At 71.5% G+C, this 23,296-nt stretch carries 21 protein-coding genes and 1 riboswitch; of the genes, 4 read left to right on the top strand and 17 right to left on the bottom strand.

All coding sequences use genetic code 11. From position 1 onward, the window contains the following. Nucleotides 1-1,424: sensor histidine kinase (locus tag OFY01_RS22130; protein ID WP_266602621.1), on the bottom strand; the 1,424-nt coding region annotated here is incomplete at its 3' end. Between the two features lie 305 nt (nt 1,425-1,729). Between OFY01_RS22130 and OFY01_RS22135 the strand changes: the two genes are divergently transcribed. Further along, a complete protein-coding gene (locus tag OFY01_RS22135) occupies nt 1,730-2,164 on the top strand; it encodes a VOC family protein (protein WP_266602623.1) in 435 nt (144 codons plus the stop codon). Nucleotides 2,165-2,177: 13 nt separating this feature from the next. On the opposite strand, the gene OFY01_RS22140 is transcribed toward OFY01_RS22135, so the two are convergent. Beyond that, a complete protein-coding gene (locus OFY01_RS22140) occupies nt 2,178-2,921 on the bottom strand; it encodes a GntR family transcriptional regulator (RefSeq protein ID WP_323135542.1) in 744 nt (247 codons plus the stop codon). A 237-nt stretch (nt 2,922-3,158) separates the two neighbouring features. On the opposite strand from OFY01_RS22140, the gene OFY01_RS22145 reads away from it, so the two are divergent. Further along, nucleotides 3,159-3,953, top strand: coding sequence for a TIM barrel protein (locus OFY01_RS22145; RefSeq protein ID WP_266602625.1), 795 nt, complete (start codon nt 3,159-3,161; stop codon nt 3,951-3,953). Nucleotides 3,954-3,994: 41 nt separating this feature from the next. Beyond that, entirely contained in the window at nt 3,995-4,933 is a 939-nt protein-coding gene (iolC, locus tag OFY01_RS22150) for a 5-dehydro-2-deoxygluconokinase (protein ID WP_266602690.1), read from the top strand. 41 nt (nt 4,934-4,974) lie between these two features. On the opposite strand, the gene OFY01_RS22155 is transcribed toward iolC, so the two are convergent. From OFY01_RS22155 to OFY01_RS22165, 3 genes are all read right to left on the bottom strand, one after another. Then, entirely contained in the window at nt 4,975-6,234 is a 1,260-nt protein-coding gene (locus OFY01_RS22155) for an MBL fold metallo-hydrolase (protein WP_407700401.1), read from the bottom strand. Between the two features lie 67 nt (nt 6,235-6,301). Continuing rightward, entirely contained in the window at nt 6,302-7,120 is an 819-nt protein-coding gene (locus OFY01_RS22160; protein WP_266602627.1) for an SGNH/GDSL hydrolase family protein, read from the bottom strand. A gap of 113 nt (nt 7,121-7,233) precedes the next feature. Then, a complete protein-coding gene (locus OFY01_RS22165) occupies nt 7,234-8,025 on the bottom strand; it encodes a LysM peptidoglycan-binding domain-containing M23 family metallopeptidase (protein WP_266602629.1) in 792 nt (263 codons plus the stop codon). 4 nt (nt 8,026-8,029) lie between these two features. After that, nucleotides 8,030-8,197: riboswitch (cyclic di-AMP (ydaO/yuaA leader) on the bottom strand. A 383-nt stretch (nt 8,198-8,580) separates the two neighbouring features. On the opposite strand from OFY01_RS22165, the gene OFY01_RS22170 reads away from it, so the two are divergent. Further along, nucleotides 8,581-9,378 carry a tyrosine-protein phosphatase gene (locus OFY01_RS22170; RefSeq protein WP_266602631.1) on the top strand — a complete coding sequence of 266 codons (798 nt, stop codon included), beginning with the start codon at nt 8,581-8,583 and terminating at the stop codon, nt 9,376-9,378. A 23-nt stretch (nt 9,379-9,401) separates the two neighbouring features. Here OFY01_RS22170 and OFY01_RS22175 read toward each other — a convergent pair whose 3' ends face one another. The 12 genes from OFY01_RS22175 to hpnC all read right to left on the bottom strand — a co-directional run bounded on the left by OFY01_RS22175 (nt 9,402) and on the right by hpnC (nt 23,161). Then, on the bottom strand, nt 9,402-9,548 hold the full coding sequence (locus OFY01_RS22175) for a DUF6126 family protein (protein ID WP_266602633.1): 147 nt from the start codon (nt 9,546-9,548) through the stop codon (nt 9,402-9,404). A 2-nt stretch (nt 9,549-9,550) separates the two neighbouring features. Then, nucleotides 9,551-10,177 (bottom strand): helix-turn-helix domain-containing protein, encoded by a 627-nt coding sequence (locus OFY01_RS22180; RefSeq protein WP_266602635.1) that lies wholly within the window; start codon nt 10,175-10,177, stop codon nt 9,551-9,553. 73 nt (nt 10,178-10,250) lie between these two features. Then, nucleotides 10,251-11,636 carry an aspartate aminotransferase family protein gene (locus OFY01_RS22185; RefSeq protein WP_266602637.1) on the bottom strand — a complete coding sequence of 462 codons (1,386 nt, stop codon included), beginning with the start codon at nt 11,634-11,636 and terminating at the stop codon, nt 10,251-10,253. Further along, the gene (gene dxs, locus OFY01_RS22190) at nt 11,633-13,531 is read right to left on the bottom strand and encodes a 1-deoxy-D-xylulose-5-phosphate synthase (protein WP_266602639.1); all 1,899 of its coding nucleotides are present in this window, start codon (nt 13,529-13,531) and stop codon (nt 11,633-11,635) included. The genes OFY01_RS22185 and dxs overlap by 4 nt, the downstream gene beginning before the upstream one ends. 36 nt (nt 13,532-13,567) lie before the next feature. Next, complete coding sequence (gene ispG / locus OFY01_RS22195) at nt 13,568-14,734, bottom strand: flavodoxin-dependent (E)-4-hydroxy-3-methylbut-2-enyl-diphosphate synthase (protein ID WP_266602641.1); 1,167 nt, start codon at nt 14,732-14,734, stop codon at nt 13,568-13,570. Between the two features lie 7 nt (nt 14,735-14,741). Next, entirely contained in the window at nt 14,742-15,764 is a 1,023-nt protein-coding gene (gene hpnH / locus OFY01_RS22200; RefSeq protein WP_266602643.1) for an adenosyl-hopene transferase HpnH, read from the bottom strand. 5 nt (nt 15,765-15,769) lie between these two features. Further along, complete coding sequence (locus OFY01_RS22205) at nt 15,770-16,441, bottom strand: phosphorylase family protein (RefSeq protein WP_266602645.1); 672 nt, start codon at nt 16,439-16,441, stop codon at nt 15,770-15,772. Continuing rightward, on the bottom strand, nt 16,441-18,450 hold the full coding sequence (gene shc / locus OFY01_RS22210) for a squalene--hopene cyclase (RefSeq protein ID WP_266602647.1): 2,010 nt from the start codon (nt 18,448-18,450) through the stop codon (nt 16,441-16,443). The genes OFY01_RS22205 and shc overlap by 1 nt, the downstream gene beginning before the upstream one ends. Before the next feature lie 101 nt (nt 18,451-18,551). Then, the gene (locus OFY01_RS22215) at nt 18,552-19,673 is read right to left on the bottom strand and encodes a polyprenyl synthetase family protein (RefSeq protein WP_407700402.1); all 1,122 of its coding nucleotides are present in this window, start codon (nt 19,671-19,673) and stop codon (nt 18,552-18,554) included. Nucleotides 19,674-19,729: 56 nt separating this feature from the next. Continuing rightward, entirely contained in the window at nt 19,730-21,154 is a 1,425-nt protein-coding gene (gene hpnE / locus OFY01_RS22220) for a hydroxysqualene dehydroxylase HpnE (protein ID WP_266602651.1), read from the bottom strand. Between the two features lie 181 nt (nt 21,155-21,335). Continuing rightward, a complete protein-coding gene (gene hpnD / locus OFY01_RS22225) occupies nt 21,336-22,295 on the bottom strand; it encodes a presqualene diphosphate synthase HpnD (RefSeq protein WP_266602653.1) in 960 nt (319 codons plus the stop codon). Further along, the gene (hpnC, locus tag OFY01_RS22230; RefSeq protein WP_266602655.1) at nt 22,292-23,161 is read right to left on the bottom strand and encodes a squalene synthase HpnC; all 870 of its coding nucleotides are present in this window, start codon (nt 23,159-23,161) and stop codon (nt 22,292-22,294) included. Before hpnC ends, hpnD begins: the two co-directional genes overlap by 4 nt. Nucleotides 23,162-23,296 lie beyond the last annotated feature (135 nt).

Raw genomic sequence — 23,296 nt, forward strand, 5'->3', positions numbered from 1 at the left:
CGTTCGACCGTCTGCGATATGTGCTGCTGTGCGGGGGCCGGCCCGGCGGGGGGCCGGGCGGGGGCGGCGAGAGGGTGGGCCGCGCCGGCGGACGGGGAGCGGGCCGCACCGGGCGCCTGGGCCGCGGCGGCCTGAGGGCCCAGCACGCTGTCGGCGGTGGCCGCGACAGTGGCCTTGCGCACCTGGCTCGGCCGTTCACCGCCCGCGTCACCGTCGGCGCCGAGGAGATCCTGGGGCAGGACGAGGACGGCCTGGACTCCCCCGTAGATGTTGGTCTGCAGCCGTACGGTGATGCCGTGCCGACGGGCCAGCTGGGAGACGACGAACAGGCCGATACGGCCGTCCTGGAGGAGCCTTGCGACGTTGACCTGGTCGGGGTCGGCCAGCAGCGCGTTCATCTTGCTCTGCTCGGTGACCGGCATGCCGAGGCCGCGGTCCTCGACCTCCACGGCTAGCCCGGAGGTCACCAGGTTGGCACGGAGCAGCACTTGGGTGTGGGGCGCGGAGAACACCGTGGCGTTCTCGACGAGTTCGGCGAGCAGGTGGATGCAGTCGGCGACGGCGTGGCCGCGCAGGGTGCCGTCGACCGGCGGGACGAGTTTCACGCGCGAGTACTGCTCGACCTCGGCGACGGCGGAGCGCATCACCTCGGTCATGGAGACCGGGTGGCTCCACTGGCGCCGGGAGACGGCGCCGCCGAGCACGGCGAGGTTCTCGGCGTGCCGGCGGATGCGGGTGGCCAGGTGGTCGACGTCGAAGAGGCCCTTGAGCAGTTCGGGGTCCTCCACCTGGTTCTCCAGGTCGTCGAGGATGGAGATCTCGCGCTGCACCAGGGACTGCAGGCGCCGCGCGAGGTTCACGAAGACCTCGAGCTTCTGCAGGCTGCCCGTCTGCCCGGACAGCTGGGTGGCCTGGACCACGGCGGAGACCGCGACGTCGTGGGCGCGTGCCAGGTCGGCGCCGAGGCGGTCGAACTCGTCGGCGTCGGCGCCCGGCCGGGAGCCGGCACGGCGCGGCGCGGGCCCTTCTCCGCCGCGCAGCTGTTCGACCAGGTTGCGCAGTTCGGCCTGGCCGCGGGCGGTGGTGCGGCGCAGCGCGAGGACACGGTCGCGTACGGTGGTCGCGGCGCGGGCGGCGGCGACGGCCGCGATGACGATCGCCGCGGCGGTGACCCCGGCGGCGCCGGTGAGCACGGCCCACAGGGCGGGGCTCGGGCGTACGCCCGAGGCGCGGACCGTGAAGAGCACGGCGGCACACGCGCCGAGCGCCACGGCCAGCGGCGGCAGCACGGCGATCCGCAGCAGTTGCGGCCGTATGTGGAATGCGCTCTCCCCCTGGCGCGCTGCGGCCCGACCGGCGGGCCTGCCGTGCCGACCGCTCTCGCGGCGGTCTGCGCGCGCGGCCGGCTGGCGGAGCTGAGACATTCGGCGTCCTCGGTTCGTCTGGTCGGGGCGACAGCCCAGGTCGTCGGGTACGGGTTGCGGGGGTTCGCGACGCCGGCGGGACGACCGGTTGTCGCTCGGCGAGCACTCACGGTAGTCGTCAACGACTCATGTGCGCTGGGCAGTTGCCAAACTCCGGCGGCCGACATCCCGCTCTGGTATGACCCCTCGCACGAGCGACCGATTACCGGAGCGAGCACCCTCGGGCGCGCGTTCGATATCGCGTCGACCGGGACCGAACCCCCGTGTCGGCCCCGATGTCAGTGCCGCGCCGTACCGTCATCACCATGACGGCGACCTTCGATCTCACCCTGGACTGCCGCGACGCCACGCTGCTCGCGGACTTCTGGAAGACGGCGCTCGGTTACGTGGACGAGCCGCCGCCCGCACCGTTCGCGACACGCGAGGAGTGGCTCGCCTCGTTCGGGCCGCCGGAGGACGAGGAGGAGGACGACGGCGCGTGGCTCTGCGCCCCGGACCGGACGGGGCCGCGTCTGTCGATCCTGAAGGTGCGCGAGCCCAAGACGGCGAAGAACCGCCTCCACATCGACATCCGGGTGCCGGGCCACGGCTCCCCGCGGGAGCGCTGGGCCCGCGTCGAGGCGGAGGCCGAGCGGCTGCTGCGTGCGGGGGCCACGGTGGTGGAGAGATACGGCGACCATCATTTCGTGATGGCCGATCCGGAGGGCAACGAGTTCTGTGTGGCCGCCGGACCGGCATGAGGCCGGGCGGCGCTCAGCGAGCGTCGAGCGTCATCTCGAAGGAGTACACCGAGGCCCGGTACACGTGCGATCCGTACTCGACGGCGCGCCCCGTCGTGTCGAAGCTGACGCGTTCCGCGGTGAGCAGTGTGGCGCCGCGCGCCTCGGTGAGCAGGCGGGCCTCCGTGGCGGTCGCGCGGCGGGCGCCGATGGTCTGGTCGGCCGTGGACGGGGTGACGCCAGCCCTGCGCAGCAGCCGGTAGAGCCCCTGGGCGCCGAGTTCCCGTTCGTCGAGGGTCACCAGGTCGGCGGGGAGGTGGTTGCGCATGAGCGCTATCGGCTCGTCGTCCGCGTGACGCAGGCGGCGCAGGGCCAGCACATCGGTGCCGGGCTCGATCCGCAGCGCCGCCGCCACTTCGGCGTCCGCGGGCTCGGTGCGCAGGGACAGGACCTCGGTGCGCGGGCGGCGCCCGCCGCGCTCCAGGTCCTCGTGGAGGCTGGTCAGTTCGATCGGGCGGCGCACTCGGCTGTTGACGACCTGCGTGCCCACGCCCCGCCTGCGCGCGAGGAGCCCCTTGTCGACGAGGTGCTGCATGGCCTGCCGCATCGTGGGACGCGAGAGGCCGAGCTCCTCGGCGAGCGCGATCTCGTTCTCCAGGCGGGCACCGGGCCTGAGCACTCCGGACTCGATGAGTTCCTGGAGCTGCCGCGCGACCTGGAAGTAGAGGGGGACCGGGCTGCTGCGGTCGATGCTGATCAGCTTGGTGATCGCAGCCATGTCGGGCGCCTCCCGGGCTCATCGGGCCGTACGCAAGGTGGGGCCAGTATGCCGCATGCCGGCCAGGTAGATACGTACGTATGCATGTCCGTACAAATCCTTGACGCCCGCCATGGCCGACGATAGGAATCGACGGTGGACCGGGACGGGTCGAGACGAGGAGGTGAGCCGGTGATGCGGCTCGCGGGTGCGCCCATCTCCTGGGGCGTGTGCGAAGTGCCGGGCTGGGGACACCAGATGAGCCCCGCACGGGTCCTGGCCGAGATGGCCGGGGCGGGCCTGACGGCCACCGAGTTCGGTCCTGACGGGTTCTTGCCGCACGACCCGCGGGCACGGGCCGCGTTGCTCGCCGAGCACGGACTGAGCGCCGTCGGCGGCTTCGTCCCCGTGGTGCTGCACGACCCGGAGCATGACCCGCTGCCCGAGGTGGAGCGTGCGCTGGCCGGGTTCGGGGACGCCGGCACCCTGGTGCTCGCCGCCGCTTCGGGGTCTCGAGGGTACGACGGGCGCCCACGGTTGACGGGCCGTGAGTGGGAAGCGCTCCTCGCCCACCTCGACCGGATCGCCGCACACGCGGCGCGCCGCGGTGTCAGGGCCGTCCTGCATCCGCACATCGGCACCGTGGTCGAGGGGCAGGACGACGTCGACCGTGTCCTCGCGAAGAGCTCCGTACCACTCTGTCTCGACACCGGTCACCTCCTGGTCGGCGGCGTCGACCCGGTGGCGCTCGCCCGGCGCGCGGCCGACCGGATCGGTCACGTGCACCTCAAGGACGTGGACGCGGCGATGGCCGGCCGGGTCCGCGCCGCGGACATCGGCTACACGGCGGCCGTCCGTGAGGGCCTGTACCGCCCGCTCGGCGACGGCGACGTGGACACGGCGGCGCTGATCTCGGCGCTCGACGCGGCGGGTTACGACGGCTGGTACGTGCTGGAGCAGGACACCGTCCTGGACCGCGAGCCCGCCGCCGGGCAGGGACCGCTGGCCGATGTCGTCGCCTCCCTCACCCACCTGGGCAAGGCGGTGCGGTGACCGGTCCCGCCACCTCCCTTCCCGCCCCCGAGGTCCTGGTCATGGGCCGGCTCGGCGTCGACCTCTATCCGCTCCAGCAGGGCGTGGGCCTGGCTGACGTGGAGAGTTTCGGCAAGCACCTGGGCGGCAGCGCGGCCAACGTCGCCGTGGCCGCCTCCCGGCACGGCCGCCGCACCGCCCTGATCAGCCGCACGGGCACCGACCCGTTCGGCGACTACCTCCGCGGCGAGCTGCGCGGGTACGGCGTGGACGCACGCCGCGTCACCCCGGTCGCGGGCCCGCCGACCCCGGTCACCTTCTGCGAGGTCTTCCCGCCCGACCACTTCCCGATCTGGTTCTACCGCCCGCCGGGCACGCCCGATCTGCGGATCGGGCCCGAGGACCTGGACCTGGCCGAGATCCGGGCGGCACGCCTGCTGTGGCTGACCGGGACCGGTCTGTCCGCCGAGCCGAGCGCAAGCGCGCACACCGCCGCGCTCGATGCCCGCGACCGTGCCGCGGTCACGGTGCTCGACCTCGACTACCGGCCCGGGCTCTGGCCGTCACCAAAGGCCGCGGGCACCGCCCTGCGCACGGCTCTCGAGCGGTGCACGGTGGCCGTCGGCAACCTCGACGAGTGCGAGGCCGCCGTGGGTGAACGCGACCCGGAGGCCGCCGCCGAGGCCCTGCTGGCCACGGGTGTGGAGCTGGCGGTGGTCAAACGGGGCCCGGCAGGAGTCCTCGCGCGGACCCCGCACGAGCGCGTCGAGGTCTCCCCCCTGCCGGTGCGCGTCGTCAACGGTCTCGGCGCCGGGGACGCATTCGGCGGAGCCCTCTGCCACGGTCTGCTCTCCGGCTGGCCGCTGGAGCGAACGGTCCGCTTCGCCAACGCGGCCGGGGCTCATGTCGCGGCCCGCCTCTTCTGTGCTCCTGACATGCCGACCACCGCGCAGGTGGAACGGCTCCTGGGCGAGGCGGGCGACGACGACCGGGACGGATGACGCGGGCGCCTGCCGGGCTCCTGGGCCCGCCCGGCCCTGCCTTACCGCTCCCCTGCCAGGTCGAGCTCCCCCGCCGCTTCCCGCGGCCGCGACTCGGCCCCCTCCCGGGCGCGCCACGGGTGGTCGAGCGGGAGCGAGACATCGCGCCACCAGCGGTCGACGGGGAGCACGCCGGTCGGTTCGAACGGCTCGCCGGGGTGGGGGGTCGCGCAGATCTGGCCCGCCTCGTCGGCCTCGTCCACGGTCCACTCCCCCGGTTCGGCCCACGGGTGCATCGCCAGGGTGAAGGTGCCCCAGTGGATGGGCATGAGCACGCCGTGCGGGGCGCCGCCCTGGAGGTCGAGGTGGGCGCGCAGGCCCTCCGTCGGTGACATGTGGATGTCCGGCCAGGCCCCCGGCAGCGGGGTGGGGTCCGTGTGGCCCTCGGGCCAGTGCTGCGAGTACGCCCCGATCTGGATCATGGTGAGATCGAAGGGGCCGTGCGCCGCACCGATGTCCTGGAAGCCCTGGAAGTAGCCGGTGTCACCGCTGTGGTAGACGCGGTGCTCGGGCCCGGCCACCGCCCACGACGCCCACAGCGTGTGCTGCTGGTTGCGCACACCGCGTCCGCAGAAGTGGCGGGCCGGAGTCGCGGTGAGGCTCAGCCCGGCGACCCGCGTCGACTCGTGCCAGTCCAGCTCGCGCAGCCGGTCGGCGGGCACGCCCCAGTGCTCCAGGTGGGCTCCGACGCCGAGCGGCACCGCGAAAAGGGTGTCCGTGCCGGCCAGGGCCTTGATCGTGGGCATGTCCAGATGGTCGTAGTGGTCGTGGGAGATGACGACCACGTCGACCGGGCCCAGCGCCTCCAGCGGCAGCGGCACCGGGTGCAGCCGCTTCGGCCCGACGAACGTGAAGGGTGAACACCGCTCGCCCCACACCGGGTCGAACAGCACCCGTGCCCCGTCGATCTCGACGAGCACGCTGGAGTGCCCCATCCAGGTGACCCGCAAGCCGCTCGCCGGGGGCTTCGCCAGGTCCGCGTAGGTGGTGGCGTGCACCGGGACCACGCCCGCGGGGGCGCGGCGGGCCCGCTCCTCCTTGCGGAAGTAGCCCTTCGCGAAGTCGAGCACCGAACCGTCGGGGCGGATTCGCGCGCCGTCGGGGTTGCGGAAGGAGCCGTCGGCGAAGTTCGGCGAGGCGTGGATGCGCCGCAGGCGCTCGCCGGCCGGCTCGGCGCCGAACGCGGCGGGCTGCATCGATCGCAGTGACGGCATCAGAGAACGTGGCACGGCGCCTCCCGTAGAACGGCCAGGGCTTTCCATTATGTGCGCCCGCACCGACAACGCGCCGCGCCCGCTCCCCTCAGGTCTCGTCAGGCGCCCCCGCCCCTCATGACGCGGATTCCAGGTGCGCCTTGATCGCGTTCGGGTCCACGAACCCCTTTGCCTGCACGCGGTCGCCGGAGGACTCCCCGCGCAGTCGGCGCCCGATCCACGGCACCAGGAACTCGCGCGCCCAGTGGATGTCGTCGCGCCGCACCTCGAGCGTGCCGCGCGGCGGCAGGGGCGGCCATGCCTGCTCCGGGTCGGCGGGCACGTCGAACCCGAGTACCTGCCCGGCGCGCAGCGCCACGCGCGTGTGCCCCTCGGCCGACAGGTGCAGCCGGTCGTCGTCCCAGGCCCTGCGGTCCTGCACGGACTTCAGGGACCACAGGTCGAGCACCGGGCACCCGTACCGGTCGGCGACCGCGCGTACATGCATGTTGTACGTGGCGATCTTGCCGCGCAGGTGTTTGAGGACGGCGACCTCCTTGGTGTCGAAGCCGGTGGCCACCATCACGGTCCCGGCGGCCTCGGTCAGCCGGACCACGGCCTTCTCGAAGCGCTCGGCCACGTCGTCCGGGTCGGTGCCGGGCCGGATGATGTCGTTGCCGCCCGCGCACAGTGTGACGAGGTCGGGGGCGAGTTCGACCGCGCGCGGGATCTGGTCCTCGACGATCTGGTCGATGAGCTTGCCGCGCACGGCGAGGTTCGCGTACTGGAACGTGCCCTCGGGCACACGGTCGTCGAGCAGGACCGCGAGCCGGTCGGCCCAGCCCACGAACTTCCCGTCCGGTCCCGGGTCCCCGACGCCCTCGGTGAAGCTGTCCCCCACCGCGGCGTAGGACCGAATCGTGCCGTCGCTGAAAGATGTCGATTCGTCTGCCACGAGCAGACATCTTTCACCTTCGGGTGTGACCTACGCGACCGTAGCCACCCCTTGACGGCAAGTGACATGTCCCACTCGGCCGGACGGGAATACGAAGCCCGGGGCCGTCCGGGTCAGACCGACACTCCGTGCGAACGCAGGTAGGCCAGCGGGTCGACGTCGGAACCGTAGTACGGCGTCGTACGGATCTCGAAGTGCAGGTGCGGCCCGGTGACGTTGCCGGTCGCTCCGGACAGGGCGATCTGCTGACCGGCCGTCACACTCTGCCCGGCGACGACCTCGATCGACGAGAGGTGGGCGTACTGCGAGTAGCGCCCGTCGGCGTGGCGGATGACGACGTCGTTGCCGTACGCGCCGTCCCAGCCCGCGGAGACGACGGTGCCCGCGGCGACCGCTTTGACGGCGGTACCGGTGGACACGATGAAGTCGGTGCCCGTGTGGTAGCCGCTCGACCACATCGATCCGGCCTCGTGGTACGGGGTGCCGATCGGGCCGTCGACCGGCTTGACGTAGTCGGCGGTGGCCGTGGTGGTGGTCAGCGCGGCCCGGGACACCGAGGCGCCGTCGAGGCTGAGCTTCATACCGGGCCTGATCAGGGAGGCGTCGGATCCGATGACGCTGCTGTTGTCCTTGTAGAGCCGCTTCCAGCCGCCGGTCACGTGGTGCTTCCGGGCGATCTCGGACAGCGAGTCGCCGGTCCTGACGGTGTAGGTCCTGGCCGTTGCCGGGGCGGCCGCGGTCGCCCCGGTCGCCGAAGTGGTGCCGGCTGCGTTCGACGTGGCCGCGTGCGCGCCGGTCGCGCCGATGAGCGGGAGGGCGAGCGCGGCGCCGCTCACCGACGCGACGGCGGCGGCTCGGGTGACGCGCGGGGACTTGGGGCGGCGGTGCTTTCCCTTGGCGGGCATGACGTATTCCTCTCCGTCGCCTGCGAGGTGAGCTGTCGGGTTCGGACGGGAGATGTCCGGCCGCGACCGTCGAACGGGCACGGCTTCACCCCGAGTCGCGTCAGGGAATTCCTTCGGCGGCGGTACTGCCTGTGGGTCCCCCGCTCCTGCCGTCACGGGTCGTCGTACGAGTCCCGGGCGGCGGCAGGACTCGGCGTTCCGTCCGGGATGAAGGGTGACGGTAGGGCAGGGACTTCCGGACGACAATCGCCGGAATCGGCCGCGCATTCACATTCTTGATCGAATACGAATTCCATGCGTCACTCTGCGTGGGCCCAGCCGCCATAACGGCACCATTGCTTCAGCGAATTGCAGTGAAGGCCGCACCGGGAACCGCCACGGACGGTCACCGTTATGACGCTGCTCACGTCCGAGTTCGCAACCCCGGGAGAATTACGGATGGTTGGCGGTAAACCGGTCAAACCGGATTGATGGTTGCCCGTGTCATGCATGTCGTATCGTCGACAATGCGCCCGCCGGCGAGGAACGCCGGAGCACCGACCGCGAGGAGCCCCCGTGACGCAGCACGCACCGTCCACCGAGCCCCAGCTGACCGGGGTGCGCAACTTCCGCGATGTGGGCGGCCTGCCGACCGTGGACGGACGGCGGGTGCGCCAGGGCGTGCTCTTCCGCAGCGGACATCTCGCCCACGCCACGGCCGAGGACGCGGCGTTCCTCGCCGGTCTTGGACTGCACACGATCTTCGACTTCCGCAACGCGGCCGACCAGAAGCTGGAAGGCGCCGATGTCGAGCTGCCGGGGGTGCGCAATGTGAATCTGCCGCTGTCCGACCCGGCGGACGGCGCCGAGTTCTGGAAGATGGTCCGCGACGGCGACATCGACCAGCTGCGCTCGATCCTCTCCGACGGGCGCGCGGCGGGGCGCATGATCGCCTCGTACCGCACGATCATCACCGAGCGCACCGCCGAGCACGGCCAGGTCCTGCGCGCGGTCGCCGAGGACAGCGTGCCCACCCTCATGCACTGCGCCGCGGGCAAGGACCGCGCCGGCCTGTCCATCGCGATCACGCTGCTCGCGGTCGGCGTGGAGCGCGACGCGATCGAGGCCGACTACTTGGAGTCGAACGCGAAGCACCGCCGCTACAAGGTGCACCGCAGCGCCACCGCGGCGGACGCCTACTCTCCCGAGGTCATGGAGCTGCTCAGCCCGCTCTTCGACGCCCGTGCCGAGTACCTCGACGCGGCCTTCGTGGCCATCGAGGAGACCTGGGGCTCCACCGAGCGCTACCTCGAGGCGGGGCTGAGGCTCACGGCCGCCGACCGCGACCGGCTGCGCGAGCGTCTGCTCGACTGAGGCGGCCGGCTACCGGCTACCGGCTACCGGCTACCGCCCAGCGTGAACAGCAGGTAGACGAAGGCGGCGAACGCGTGGCCCGCGAAGACGTACAGCAGGACGCGGACCAGGATGCCGCGCGGCATCTTGTCCTCGATCTCACGGCGCGCGGGGCGCTCGGCGTCGCTCATGGTCAGATCTCCCGGATCGGGCCGGCCGCCGGGCCGAGACACAGCGCGGCGGTCGGGCTCTGCAAGAGGGTGTGCACGAAGAGGAGTTCGACCCCGCTCGCGTCCGCGGCGGCGATCTTGTGCGGGGTCAGCGAGTCGAAGTGCGCGCTGTCGCCGGGGCCGAGCCGGTGGGACGTGTCGCCGAGGCGGAGCCTCAGCCGCCCGGTGAGCACGTAGAGCCACTCCTCGCCCGGATGGACGCGCACGATGTCGCCCTGCGCCCCGTGCGGGACGTGGACGCGCAGCGCCTGCATGCCGCGACCGGGCGCACCGGCCTGGACGTAGGTCCAGCCGCCGGCCTTCGTCGCTTCGGCGGACCCGGCGCGCACGACGGCGTCACGGTCGGCGGGGGCCTCGCCGAGCAGCTCGGAGACGGTCGTACCGTAGGTGCGGGCGAGCGAGAGCAGCATGGGCAGCGAAGGCTGGCGGTGCCCTGTCTCCAGACGGGAGAGGTGGGCCGGCGAGAGTCCGGCGGAGCCGGCGGCGACCTCCAGCGTGAGGGAGGCGCGGCGGCGCAGGGCGCGCAGCCGGGGCGCGACGGCGGGCAGTTCCGGGGGCTCCGGAACCTCCTCCGGGAGGGCAGGGCTCATACGGACGATTCAGCCAGAGCCCTGCCCCGGGGGCAAATTTGTTACCTCAGAGGCAAAGTCGGGTTCATGCTCCTCAGCGGTTGGCCACCGCCTGCTTCACGAGGGTCTTGCTGAAGTCCCACATCAGGCCGCTGCCGCTGTGCGCGTCGTCCATGACGGCGGTGAACGCCTCGACGAACCGGTCGACGTCGCCCTCGTCGATCACGAGGGGCGGAATCAGCTTGATGACTTCCAGATGGTCGCCGGAGACCTGGGTGAGGATCCGGTGCTTCTGCAGCAGCGGCACGACGACCATCTGAGCGAACAGGCCCTTGCGCGCGGCCTGCAGCATCGTCCACCGGCTCCGCAGCTTCAAGGACTTGGGCCTGCCGAACTCGATGCCGACCATCAGGCCCCGGCCGCGTACGTCGGCCAGCAGTTCGTAGCGGTCGACGAGAGCGGCGAGCCTCGACTTCAACAGGCCGCCCATGGCACGGGAGTTGGCGACGACCTGCTCGTCCTCCATGACCGACAGGACGGCGAGTCCGGCGGCCATGGCCTGGGCGTTGGAGCCGAAGCTCGCCGAGTGGACGAGGACACGGTCCATGGACGAGTAGACCTTCTTGAAGATCCAGTCCTTTCCGAGGGTCGCGCTGACCGGGACATATCCACCCGACAGCGCCTTCGCCACGCACACGAGGTCGGGCTCGACGCCGTCCTCGTGCTGGTAGGCGTAGAAGTCGCCGGTACGGCCGAGGCCGGTCTGCACCTCGTCGGCGATGAGCAGCGCCTTGTGCTTGTGCAGGAGTTCCTGTGCGCCACGCAGATAGCCGGGCGGCGCCTCGTGGACGCCCTTGCCCTGGATCGGTTCGACGATCAGCGCGGCGACGTCGCCCTTCTTCAGCTCCTTCGCCAGTACGCCGAGATCGCCCAGCGGCACGGCGGTGTCGGGCAGCAGCGGGGCGAAGCCCTCGCGGAAGCCGTCCTCGCCGTTGACGGAGAGCGATCCGGTGGTCAGTCCGTGGAAGGCGTGCGCGCAGTACAGGACGCGGGGCCTGCCGGTCGCGTACCGGGCGAACTTCAGGGCGGTCTCCACGGCCTCGGTGCCGCTGTTGCCGAAGAACACGCGGTCCAGATGGGGGCTGTGGGCGAGCAGTCTCTCGGCGAGCAGACCCGGCAGCGGCTGGCAGTCGAACCGGGTCAGGTCGGCCAACGAGGCGTCGAGGACGTCGTGCAGGGCCTTGCGCACGACGGGGTGGTGGCGCCCCAGGCCCATGACGCCGAACCCGGCGAGCATGTCCAGGTGGTCGTTGCCGTCGGCGTCCCAGAAGTGGGCGCCCTCGGCCCGCTCGTACACCTTGTCGAAGCCGATGGTGTGCAGCATCTTCGGCAGCTGGTGATTGAGGTACTTGGCGTGCAGCTCGTACCGTTCGGCGCCGCGCTCGGCGAGCAGTGTGCCGAGGTCGAACTCCTTGCTCATGCGTCGTTCTCCTTGCGGGCTTGTCGCTCCAGGTGCTCCAGGGAAGAGGCGATCCGTCCCGCGATCTCGACCGGGGTCAGGCCGATGTCGGCGAGCACCTCGCCCCGCTTGGCGTGGGCGAGGAACTGCTCGGGGATGCCGAAGCGCCGTACGGGCACGTCGACGTCGGCGTCGCCGAGGGCGAGTGCGACGGCCGAACCGACGCCCCCGGAGCGGCTGTTGTCCTCGACGACGGCGACCAGGTCGTGCTCGGCGGCGAGCGGCGCGAGCGCCGGGTCGACGGGCTTGACCCAGCGCGGGTCGACCACGGTGCAGCCGATACCGCGCCCTTCCAGCAGTTCGGCGGCCTGCAGGCAGACCGGCGCCATGACGCCCACCGCGACGAGCAGCACCCGCGCCTCGTCGGCCCGGTGCAGCACGTCCGTGCCGCCCACCCGGTCGATCGCCGGGACGGCCGGGCCCACCGACTCCTTGGGGAAGCGCAGCAGGGTCGGGGCGTCGTCGACGGCGACGGCCTCGCGCAGCTGGGCGCGGAGCTGGTCGGCGTCGCGCGGCGCGGCGATCCTCAGGCCCGGTACGACCTGGAGGACGGACATGTCCCACATGCCGTTGTGGGAGGCGCCGTCGGTGCCGGTGACGCCGGCCCGGTCGAGCACGAAGGTGACCCCGCACCGGTGCAGGGCGACGTCCATGAGGAGCTGGTCGAAGGCGCGGTTGAGGAATGTGGCGTAGACGGCGACGACCGGGTGCAGACCGCCTGTGGCGAGGCCCGCGGCCGACACGGTGGCGTGCTGCTCGGCGATGCCGACGTCCCAGACCCGGTCGGGGAACGCGTCGGCGAACTTCGTCAGGCCGACCGGGTGCAGCATGGCCGCGGTGATGGCGACGACGTCCTCGCGCTCACGCCCGATACGGACGATCTCGTCGCCGAACACGGACGTCCAGGACGGCCCGCCGGGCGGGGTGAGCGGCGCGCAGGTCAACGGGTCCATGACGCCGACGCTGTGGAAGCGGTCGGCCTCGTCGGCGAGCGCCGGCTCGTAGCCGCGGCCCTTCTCGGTGAGGCAGTGGACGAGGACCGGGCCGTGGAAGCGTTTGGCGCGGCGCAGCGCGGACTCGACGGCGTTGGTGTCGTGCCCGTCGATCGGCCCCACGTATTTGAGGCCGAGGTCCTCGAACATGCCCTGCGGGGCGAAGGCGTCCTTGAAGCCCTTCTTGGCGCCGTGCAGGGACTCGTAGACGGTGTGTCCGATGACGGGGGTGCGCAGCAGGACGTCCTTGCCCCAGGCGAGCACCTTCTCGTAGCTGTCGGTGGTCCTGAGGGTGGCCAGGTGGTTGGCGAGGCCGCCGATGGTGGGCGCGTAGGAGCGTTCGTTGTCGTTGACGACGATGATCAGCGGCCGGTCCTTGGCGGCCGCGATGTTGTTGAGCGCCTCCCAGGCCATGCCGCCGGTGAGGGCCCCGTCCCCGATGACCGCGACGACATGACCGTGGCCGCCCTGCACGTGGCGCGCCTTGGCGAGTCCGTCGGCCCAGCCGAGCGCGGTGGAGGCGTGGCTGTTCTCGACGATGTCGTGCTCGGACTCCTCGCGCGACGGGTAGCCGGACAGGCCGCCCTTGCCGCGCAGCTTCGAGAAGTCCTGACGTCCCGTCAACAGCTTGTGCACGTAGCTCTGGTGGCCGGTGTCCCAGACGATCTTGTCGGCCGGTGACTCGAAGACCCGGTGCAGCGCGATGGACAGTTCCACCACGCCGAGGTTCGGCCCGAGGTGGCCGCCGGTCCTGGCGACCGCGTGGACCAAAAACTCCCTGATCTCCGCGGTCAGTTCGTCGAGTTGTTCCTCGCTCAGCGACTTCAGGTCGCGCGGCCCCCTGATGGTTTCCAGAATCGTCACGCTGGAGCCCCCTTCGTGTTGCGTTCTCTCAAGAACTCAGCCCACGGTGACGTCGGGTGTGCCCGACGCGACGCCGTCCTTCTCCATCTGCTCGGCGATGCGCGTCGCCTCGTCGATCAGCGTCTCGACGATCTTCGACTCGGGAACGGTCCTGACGACCTCGCCCTTGACGAAGATCTGGCCCTTGCCGTTGCCCGAGGCCACGCCGAGATCGGCCTCCCGGGCCTCCCCCGGCCCGTTGACCACACATCCCATGACGGCCACGCGAAGCGGCACCTCCATGCCCTGGAGCCCTGCGGTCACCTCGTCGGCGAGCTTGTACACGTCGACCTGGGCGCGCCCGCAGGACGGGCAGGAGACGATCTCCAGACTCCGCTGCCGCAGGCCCAGTGACTCCAGGATCTGGATGCCGACCTTCACCTCCTGCGCGGGTGGCGCCGACAGCGAGACCCGGATGGTGTCACCGATGCCCTCGCTCAGCAACGCCCCGAAGGCGACGGCGGACTTGATGGTCCCCTGGAACTCGGGACCGGCCTCCGTGACGCCGAGGTGCAGCGGATAGTCGCAGGCGGCGGCCAGCTGCCGGTAGGCGTTGATCATCACCACCGGGTCGTTGTGCTTGACGGATATCTTCAGATCGCGAAAGCCGTGCTCCTCGAAGAGCGACGCCTCCCACAGCGCCGACTCGACGAGCGCTTCGGCGGTGGCCTTCCCGTGCTTCTCAAGGAGTCGCCGGTCGAGCGAGCCGGCGTTGACCCCGATCCGGATCGGGGTGCCCGCGTCGCAAGCGGCCCGCGCGATCTGTTTCACCTGGTCGTCGAACTTCTTGATGTTGCCGGGGTTGACGCGGACCGCCGCACATCCGGCGTCGATCGCCGCGAACACGTACTTCGGCTGGAAGTGAATGTCCGCGATCACGGGGATCTGCGACTTGCGAGCGATGGTCGCGAGCGCGTCCGCGTCGTCCTGGGTGGGGCACGCCACCCGCACGATCTGGCAGCCGGAGGCGGTCAGTTCGGCGATCTGCTGCAGCGTGGCCCCGATGTCCGAGGTCCGTGTCGTCGTCATCGACTGCACGGACACCGGCGCGCCGCCTCCCACGGCCACCGGCCCGACCTGGATCCGGCGGCTGACGCGCCGCTCGGCCACCGGTCGGACCGGCATCTGCGGGAGGCCCAGTGAGAGAGGCTCTCCTGAGGTCATGGCGCGCTCACCCACGGTTCCCGGCGACGGTCTCGGTCATGGCGCGCAGCGACTCCTTGAGCGAGCCCATGGTGGCGAGCACGGCCGTCGGCTCGTAGCCGCAGTGCGCCATGCAGTTGTCGCAGCGCGGGTCCTTGCCACGCCCGTACTTGTCCCAGTCGGTCTTCTCGACGAGTTCCTTGTACGTGGTCACGTACCCGTCGCTCATCAGGTAGCAGGGCTTCTGCCAGCCGAACAGCGAGTAGTTGGGGATGGCCCACGCGGTGCACGGGAAGTCGACCTTGCCCTCGAGGAAGTCGAGGAACAGCGGCGAGTGGTTGAGCCGCCAGCGGCGCCGGTTGCCGCCCGCGAACGCTTTCTTGAACAGCTCGCGGGTCTGCGTGACGCCGAGGAAGTGGTCCTGGTCGGGAGCCTTCTCGTAGGCGTAGGCGGGCGAGATCATCATCTCGTCGACCTTGAGGTCGTCGTTGAGGAAGTTGAGCACCTCGATGATGGTCTGGGGGGTGTCGGTGTTGAAGAAGGTGGAGTTGGTGGTGACGCGGAAACCGCGCCGCTTGGCCTCCTTGATCGCCTCGACGGCCTCGTCGAAGACGCCTTCCTTCGCCACGGACTCGTCATGGCGCTCGCGCAGGCCGTCGATGTGCACGGCGAACGCGAAGTACGGCGACGGCGTGAACTTGTCCATCTTCTTGCGCAGCAGCATCGCGTTGGTGCACAGGAAGACGTACTTCTTCTTCGCCACCAACTGCCGGACGATCTCGTCGATCTGAGGGTGCATCAATGGTTCACCGCCCGCGATGGAGACCATCGGCGCGCCGGACTCCAGAACGGCGCCCACGGCCTGCGCCACGGGCATCCGCTGCTTGAGCACCCCGGCCGGGTGCTGGATCTTGCCGCAGCCCTCGCACTTCAGATTGCAGGCGAAGAGCGGTTCCAGTTCGACGATCAGCGGAAACTTGTCCCGCTTGCGGATCTTCTGTTCAGCGAGATAAGTCGCAACCTTGATGGACTGACGCAGCGGCATGGCCATCTGGCTCACCTCCGAGGGAGCAGCAACGATCGGTGCCATTCGAAAAAAGCGGGAAGGACGGCACGAAGGACGCGGAAGGCCGATAGTCCACCGCGAACCGTGCCGATCCGGACGAGTTCATGTTCAGGAGCGTCCACGACCACCCGGACGGCCGCAACCGCGCGGCCCGGACGGCCGGGCGCGGCGGCGGCCGTGCGCAGCGTCGTCGCCGACTCCATGTCGACCGCGATCGCGCCGGTGGCCAGCAGGTCACCGCGCTCGTGGCCGCGTACGACGTGGTCGGAGCCGGTCAGCGGGCCGGTGTGCACGGTCCGGCCGGGTACGGCCCGAACCAGTTCCTTGACCAGCAGCTCGGTGCCCGTGCACGGCGTGTGGCCATGCGCGTCGCGGGTCTGGTCGGCGACCACCAGGTCGCCAGGGTGCATGCCGGGGGCGAGCCCGGCGCAGAAGCCGGTGGCCACCACGGCGGCCTCCCGCAGCGCCGGGTCGGCGAGGGCGCGGGCCGTGGCACGCTCGGCGGCCCTGGGCCCCATGCCGGTACGCAACAGGGTGACGGGGGAGCTCGGGCCGGAGCGCCTGCCCGTACGCAGGGCGAGGTGCTCGATGCCCAGCGCACAGGCGACGAGCAGCGGCGCGTGCTCCTCCGGCCGGCCGCAGGCCGCCGGGTTCCCGGTCATCAGCTCCCCTCGGCCCGCGCCGCCGCGCCGCCCGTGGGCGGCTCGCCGTGGACGTAGCGGCCGAGGGCGGTCAGTGGGAAGACCTGGCGGTACAGGTGATAGTTGATCGAGAAGTCCCACGGGAAACCGGTTCCGGTGAAGTACGGCTCGTCCCAGGTGCCGTCCCGCGTCTGGGTGCCGACGAGGTACGCGATGCCCCGCTCGACCGCCGCGGAATCCCGCTCCCCCGCCGCGAGCAGCGCCATCAGCGCCCACCCGGTCTGGGACGCGGTGGAGGCGCCGCGCCCGCGCCACTCCTCGTAGCGGTAGGAGCGCAGGTCCTCACCCCAGCCGCCGTCGTCGTTCTGCACCGACTCCAGCCAGGTCACCGCGCGGCGGATCGCGGGGTGCGAGGTGGGCAGGCCCGCCGCGACGAGGGCCGGCAGCACCGAGCCCGTTCCGTACACGTAGTTGACGCCCCAGCGGCCGAACCAGGAGCCGTCCGCCTCCTGTTCGGCCAGGAGCCACTCGATGCCGCGGCGGGTGCGCGGGTCGTGCGAGCGGCCCTCGATCGCGAGCATCTCGACGACGTGCCCGGTGACGTCGGCGGACGGCGGGTCGATGACCTCGCCGAAGTCGCAGAACGGCAGCCGGTTGGGGAACGGGCTGGTGTTGTCGACGTCGAAGGCGCCCCACGCGCCGTTCCTGGACTGCATGCCGAGGTTCCAGCGCACGGCCTGCTCCACCGCCCGGTCGACGCGCGCCCGGTCGGGGTGGCGGACGCGGCGCAGCGCGAGGACGACCTCGGCGGTGTCGTCGATGTCGGGGTAGTTGTCGTTGTGGAACTCGAAGGCCCAGCCGCCCGGTTCCAGGCTCGGACGGCGCACCGACCAGTCGCCGGGCCGGTCGATCTGCTCGTTCATCATCCAGTCGGCGGCCTTGATCAGGCTCGGATGGTCGCCGGGCAGGCCGGCGTCGGCCAGCGCGATGGCCGCCAGGCAGGTGTCCCACACGGGCGACTGGCATGCCTCGATCATCCGGGCGCCGTCCTCGCGCCATACGGAGAAGCGGTCGAGGGACTCAAGCCCGGCCTTGAGGACGGGGTGGTCGAGGTCGTAGCCGAGCAGATGCAGGGCGATGACGGAGTAGACGGCGGGCGGCTGGATGCCGCCCCAGCAGCCGTCGTTCTCCTGTCGCTCGATGATCCAGCGCGCCGCGTCGTTCATGGCTGCCTTGCGCAGCCGCTTGAGCGCCACCTTGTGGTAGCCGTGCATCACCTTGTCGAGGCGCTGGAAGGCACCGTCCCAACTGGCCAGCGGAGCAAGGGGCTTGACCGGGTTCGGGTCGCGCGGGTCGGTGTGCAGCTCGTCGAGCGGGAACGGCGCGGGCCGCACCGGGCGCTTGGCGGAGACGATGGTGAGCGGCACGATGGTCTGCCGCGCCCAGCAGCCGAAGTCATAGATGTTGAGCGGCATCCACTTCGGGAAGTAGATGAGTTCCGGCGGCAGTTCGGGCAGGTCGTCCCACTTCCACCAGCCGAACAGGGCCAGCCAGATCCTGGTGAAGACACGGGCCGCGGCGATGCCGCCCTGCTCTCGGATCCACGCGGAGGCCCTGGCCATGTGCGGGTCGTCGGGGGCGTCACCGGCGAGCCGGAGCGCCACGTACGCCTCGACGGTGGTGGAGAGTTCACCCGGTCCGCCGTAAAACGTGGCCCAGGTCCCGTCCTCCTGCTGCTCGCCGCGGATGAAGAGCGCGGCGGCGTCGGTGGTGGCCTTGTCGCGGATGCCGAGGAACTGGCGGAGCAGCAGGTCCTCGGCGTCCATCGTCACATTGGTCTCGAGGTCGCCCTTCCACCAGCCCTGGGGGTCCTGCCGGGCCAGCAGGAAGTCCGTGGCGCGCTGTATGGCTCGGGTGGCGGCGTCGTGCGTCCCCGCCGCCTCGGGGGTCGTGCCGGTCGGTGGTTCGGTGGTGGCCGAGGTCGCGTGCGGTGTCGGTGCCCCCGCGCTTCCGTCGGTCGTCGCTGTCATGGCTATCCCTTCATGCAGTGGTTCTGATGCTGGGTAACCGTCGGCCGCGGCCCGTCGAGCGGGCCGGCCGGCGACTGCGAGTCATATGCGGCCGATAATGATCATCTCTTCCGTACGACGACGAAGTCGGCGAGCGCCGTGAACTGCGCGCGTACCGCGGCGGGCATGGGGACGGAGTCCAGGGCTTCGAGGGCGATGTCGTACTGGCGCCGGGCCTCCTGAGCGGTCCACTCACGGCCGCCCGCCTCCTCGATGAGTGCGGCGCGGGCGGCGAACTCCGCTTCGGAGAAGGTGTCGAGGTCGCCCGCGGACGGAGTGCGCTCATCGACGTCGGTCTTCGCGTCCGCAGCGAGCAGCTCGGCCAGCTGCTCGGCGGCCGCGCCCTTCGCGGCGAGCGCGGCGACGACCGGGAGCGACTTCTTGCGCTGGCGCAGGTCGCTCCAGGTCTGCTTGCCCGTCGCCTCGGGGTCGCCCCAGATGCCGAGCAGGTCGTCGACGGCCTGGAAGGCGAGGCCCAGGTGGTAGCCGTACCGTTCCAGCGCGTCGGCGGTGGTGTCGTCGGCGCCGCCGAGGACAGCGCCGATGGAGGAGGCGCAGGCGAGCAGCGCGCCGGTCTTGTTGCCCTCCATCTCCAGGCACTCCTCGACGCTGACGCGTTCGCGGTGCTCGTAGGAGATGTCCTGCGCCTGACCGTCGATGAGGGCGCGGGTCGCGGTGGTCAGGCGGCGGGCGGCCCGGCCCGCTTCGGCGGTGCCGAGTTCGAGGAGCACCTCGTTCGCGAGGGCGAAGAGCGCGTCGCCGACCAGGATGGCCTGTGCGGGACCGTGCACCTTCCACACGGTGTCGCGGTGGCGGCGCTGCTCGTCGCCGTCCATCAGGTCGTCGTGCAGCAGCGAGAAGTTGTGCACGAGCTCTACGGCGACGGCGCCGGGCACCCCGGCCTCGGCGGCCGCGCCCGCGGCCTGTGCGGACAGGACGGCGAGGGCGGGACGCACGGCCTTGCCGCCGTCGCCGTCGGCCGGGTTCCCGGCCGCGTCGATCCAGCCGAAGTGGTAGGCGGCAACGGTGTCCATGGGTGGCGCGAGGCGGTCCACCACCGCCTTGAGCACCGGAGTGGCCAGGGTCCGGCCGCGCTCGAGCAGCGCGGTCACGTCCACCGCTTCGGCGCCTTCTGCGGCCGAGGGCACTGGTGGCACAGTCTCTCCTTGTTGACGGTATGACAGTTCTGCCGATGTCGGGTCCACCGATGTCCGGGTGTCCACCGCGGGAGGTTCCAAGCTCACGCCGCCTCCCGGTACAGGTGGCCGCGCGGGCGGCCGAGTGCGGCGAGCGCGGCGTCGGCGGCGCTCGTGCCGCTGCGCACCGCGCTCTCCATGGTCGCGGGCCACCCGGTGGCGGTCCACGAACCCGCCAGGTAGAGGCCCTGGGCGCGGGTCCTGGCGCCGGGACGCAGAGCGCCGACACCGGGAGTGGGGGCGAAGGTGGCCGTGCGCTCGCGGGTGACGAAGAAGTCCCGCACCTTGGCGTCGCGGGCGGCGGGCAGCAGCCGCTCCAGCTCCGGCAGGTAGCGCTTGCGCAGAACTGCGACGGGCTCGTCGATCTCGTCGCGCGCGGCCGACTGCGACACGGCCAGGTACTGGCCCGTCCGTCGGCCGCCACCGCCCTGCGACAGCCCGGACGCGTCCGTACGGTCGAAGACCCACTGCAGCGGCGAGCCGAGCGCGGTGAAGAAGGGGCGCCTGACGACCTGGCGGTCGTAGACGACGTGCAGGTTGAGGATGGGCGCGGTGTCGATGTCGAGCAGCCGGTCCGCCTCGTCGAGGGCGCCGTCGGGCAACAGGCCGTGTGCCTCACGCTGGGGAACGGCGAGCACGACGGTGTCGGCGTCGGGGATCTGGCCGGATGTGTCCGGTGTTTCGGGAACCTCCACGCGCCATTTCCCGTTCTCAAGACAGGAGATGGAGGTGACTCGTGTTCTCAGTGCCATCCGGACGCCCGCGGAGTCGAGCGCCTTGCGGGCGAGCGTGTCGTGGAGTTCACCGAGGGGCACTCGGGCCCACCCGATGTCGGCGGCACCGGGGTCGGAGAGCAGCCCGGTCCTGAACACCTTGGCGGCCAGGCCCAGCGAGACCTCGCCCGCGACGGCGTTCAGGGTCGCTACGCCGACCAGGTCCCACAGCGCCTCGACGGCCCGCTTCGACTGACCGTGCTCGGCCAGCCAGGAGCCGAAGTCCCGCTTGTCGAGCGCCGGATCGGCGGGGTCGAGGCTCTTGAGGGCGAGGGCGGCGCGGCCGACCTTGGCCCGCTCGGCCAGGGAAAGGTGCGGGTAGGCCGCCAGGCTCTTCGCCAGGTGCAGCGGCACGGGCAGCGCACTGCGCCGCAGCCGGCCCAGGCGGTTGGTGGCCGCGTCGAGCACGGGCACGTCGAGCCGGTCCTGCAGGGGCGCGAGGTGGGTGGCGCCGATGCGGTCGAGGAACCAGCGGTAGGCGGTGCAGCAGCGCAGATACACGTGCTGCCCGTTGTCGACGGTGAGGTCGCCGCGCTGGAAGGAGAAGGCGAGTCCGCCCAGGCGGGGCCGTCCCTCCAAAAGCGTGACGTCCATGCCGCCGTCGGCGAGGGCCAGTGCCGCGGTGATGCCCGCGAGGCCGCCGCCGATCACCACGGCGGTCCGTGCCCGGTCCGCTGCCGGTGCGCCGTCGCTCATGCGCCTTTCCCCTCGACGGTGTCGTACGTGCTCTTGGTGGTGCGTCCGCCCCTCGTGCGGCGGGATTCGGCCGGTGTGGCGGGGCCGGGCCGGGCCGCCTCATGCAGGGACGCGGCGGCGCCGGTCGGGGTTGACTGCCGCTGTGCCCTCGCGCGGGTGCGGGCCCATGCCGCGGTGCCGGTCAAGCGCGCCTCCTGAGCGCCGAGCGGGAGACGGTTCTGGTGTCGAGTCCGGACAGGCCGCGCACGGCGACGTACGCCTTCTCACGGCCGGGCAGTGAGACGCGGCCGCGCAGCACCGCCTGCGGCTCCCGCTCGATGCGTTCGAGCAGCCGCCGGTAGATCCCGGCCATGGCGGCGACGCAGGCCCCGGAGCGGCGGTCGAGCATGGGCAGCAGCCGATATCCCTCGGCGAACAGGGCACGGGCTCGGCGCACTTCGAAGTGGACCAGACCGTCGAAGTCCGAGCCGGGCGGCGGTGTCGGCCCGTCGAACCCGGCCGCGCAGCCGAACTTGGCCAGGTCGTCGGCGGGCAGATAGGTGCGCCCGTCGGCGGCGTCCTCGCGGACGTCGCGCAGGATGTTGGTGAGCTGCAGCGCGAGCCCGAGCGTGTCCGCGTACCTGGCGGCCTCCGCGGCCCGGTCGGCCCCGCCCGGCCCCGGCTGCGCACCGAAGACGCCGAGGGAGACACGGCCGATGGCGCCCGCCACGCACCGGCAGTACACCTTCAGGTCGTCCCAGGTCTCGTAGGTCTCGCCGCGCAGGTCCATCAGGACACCGTCGATCAGCTCGTCGAGCCCGTCGAGCGGGATCGGGAAGCGGTCGGCGGCGTGCGCGAGGGCGACCGCGACCGGGTCGGTGTCGTCGTCGGCGACCTTGCCGTCGCGGATCCGGGCCAGCAGCTCCCGGGTCTCGTCGAGCCGCCGCGCCTTGACGTCGGGCGCCAGCGTGCCGTCGCCGATGTCGTCGACGCGGCGCGAGAACGCGTACACCGCCGACATGGCCCGCCGCTTCGCGGTCGGCAGCAGCCGGATGCCGTAGGCGAAGTTGCGTGCCTGCCGGCCGGTGACGGTCTCGCAGTAGCTGTATGCGGCGAGCACCGGTGCCGACATCTGCTGGTCAGACTCCACGGCGTTGCTCACCCCTCTCCTCGCAGAGTCGCTCCCGCCTCGCGCAGCAGCCGGAGCTTGGCGGGCTTGGGTGGTCCGGGAAGAACGTCGTACGAAGCGGCGGTGATCGCGTGCACCGCCGCCTTCCCCCCGGCCACGAACCCGGCCAGCAGTAGCTTCAGCCTGCCGTGGACGCTACCCACGAGGGGGGTGCCTTCATTCAGGAGGCGCAGGGCGCGTTCTGTTTCGAACGCGACCAGTGCGCGCACCGATGCGCCTGTGGTCGGTGCGGCGAGGTCGGTCTCCTGGACACGGAAGTGCTTCAGGTCCTCGGCCGGGAGGTAGATGCGGTTCCGCTCGACCAGGTCCTCGCGCACGTCCTGGAGGTGCTCGACGATCTGCAGGCCCGTACAGACCGCGTCCGAGCAGCGGATGCGCTCGGGGGTCGCGGTGCCGGTGATGGCCAGGACGAGCCGGCCGACCGGGTTGGCGGACAGCTCGCAGTAGGCCAGCAGGTCGTCGTAGGTCTCGTAGCGGGTGACGAGCTGGTCCTGGCGGTTGGCCTGGATCAGGCCGAGGAACGGCTCGGGGGTCAGGAAGCGCCGGCGGACGGTCGGCTGCAGGGCGAGCAGCAACGGGTGGCGGGGGGTCGAGTCGAAGACGCGGTGCAGGTCGGCCTCGAAGGCGTCGAGCATCTCCAGCCGGTCCTCGGCCCGATCGGGTGAAACGCCCAGGTGGCGGGCGTCGGCGCCGCCCGGGGCGAGGTCGCCGTCGCCGATGTCGTCGACCAGGCGGGCGAAGCCGTACACGGCCATGAGGTCGTCGCGCCAGGCGCGCGGCAGGAAGGCGGGCGCCACGGGGAAGTTCTCGTCGGCGGCCTTGTCGAGGGTCGCGTTCACCGGGCGGGGCCTGCTTCCCCTACGACGGCGTGGAGCCGGTGCGTTTCCATAGCCATTGCCGTCACATCTCCCGTTCTACACTGCGGACCCAATACATCCCATTTCGGACACGCCGCCACGAATGAGCACCGGTAC

The organism is Streptomyces beihaiensis, from assembly GCF_026274175.1.
Classification (GTDB): Bacteria; Actinomycetota; Actinomycetes; order Streptomycetales; family Streptomycetaceae; genus Streptomyces; species Streptomyces beihaiensis.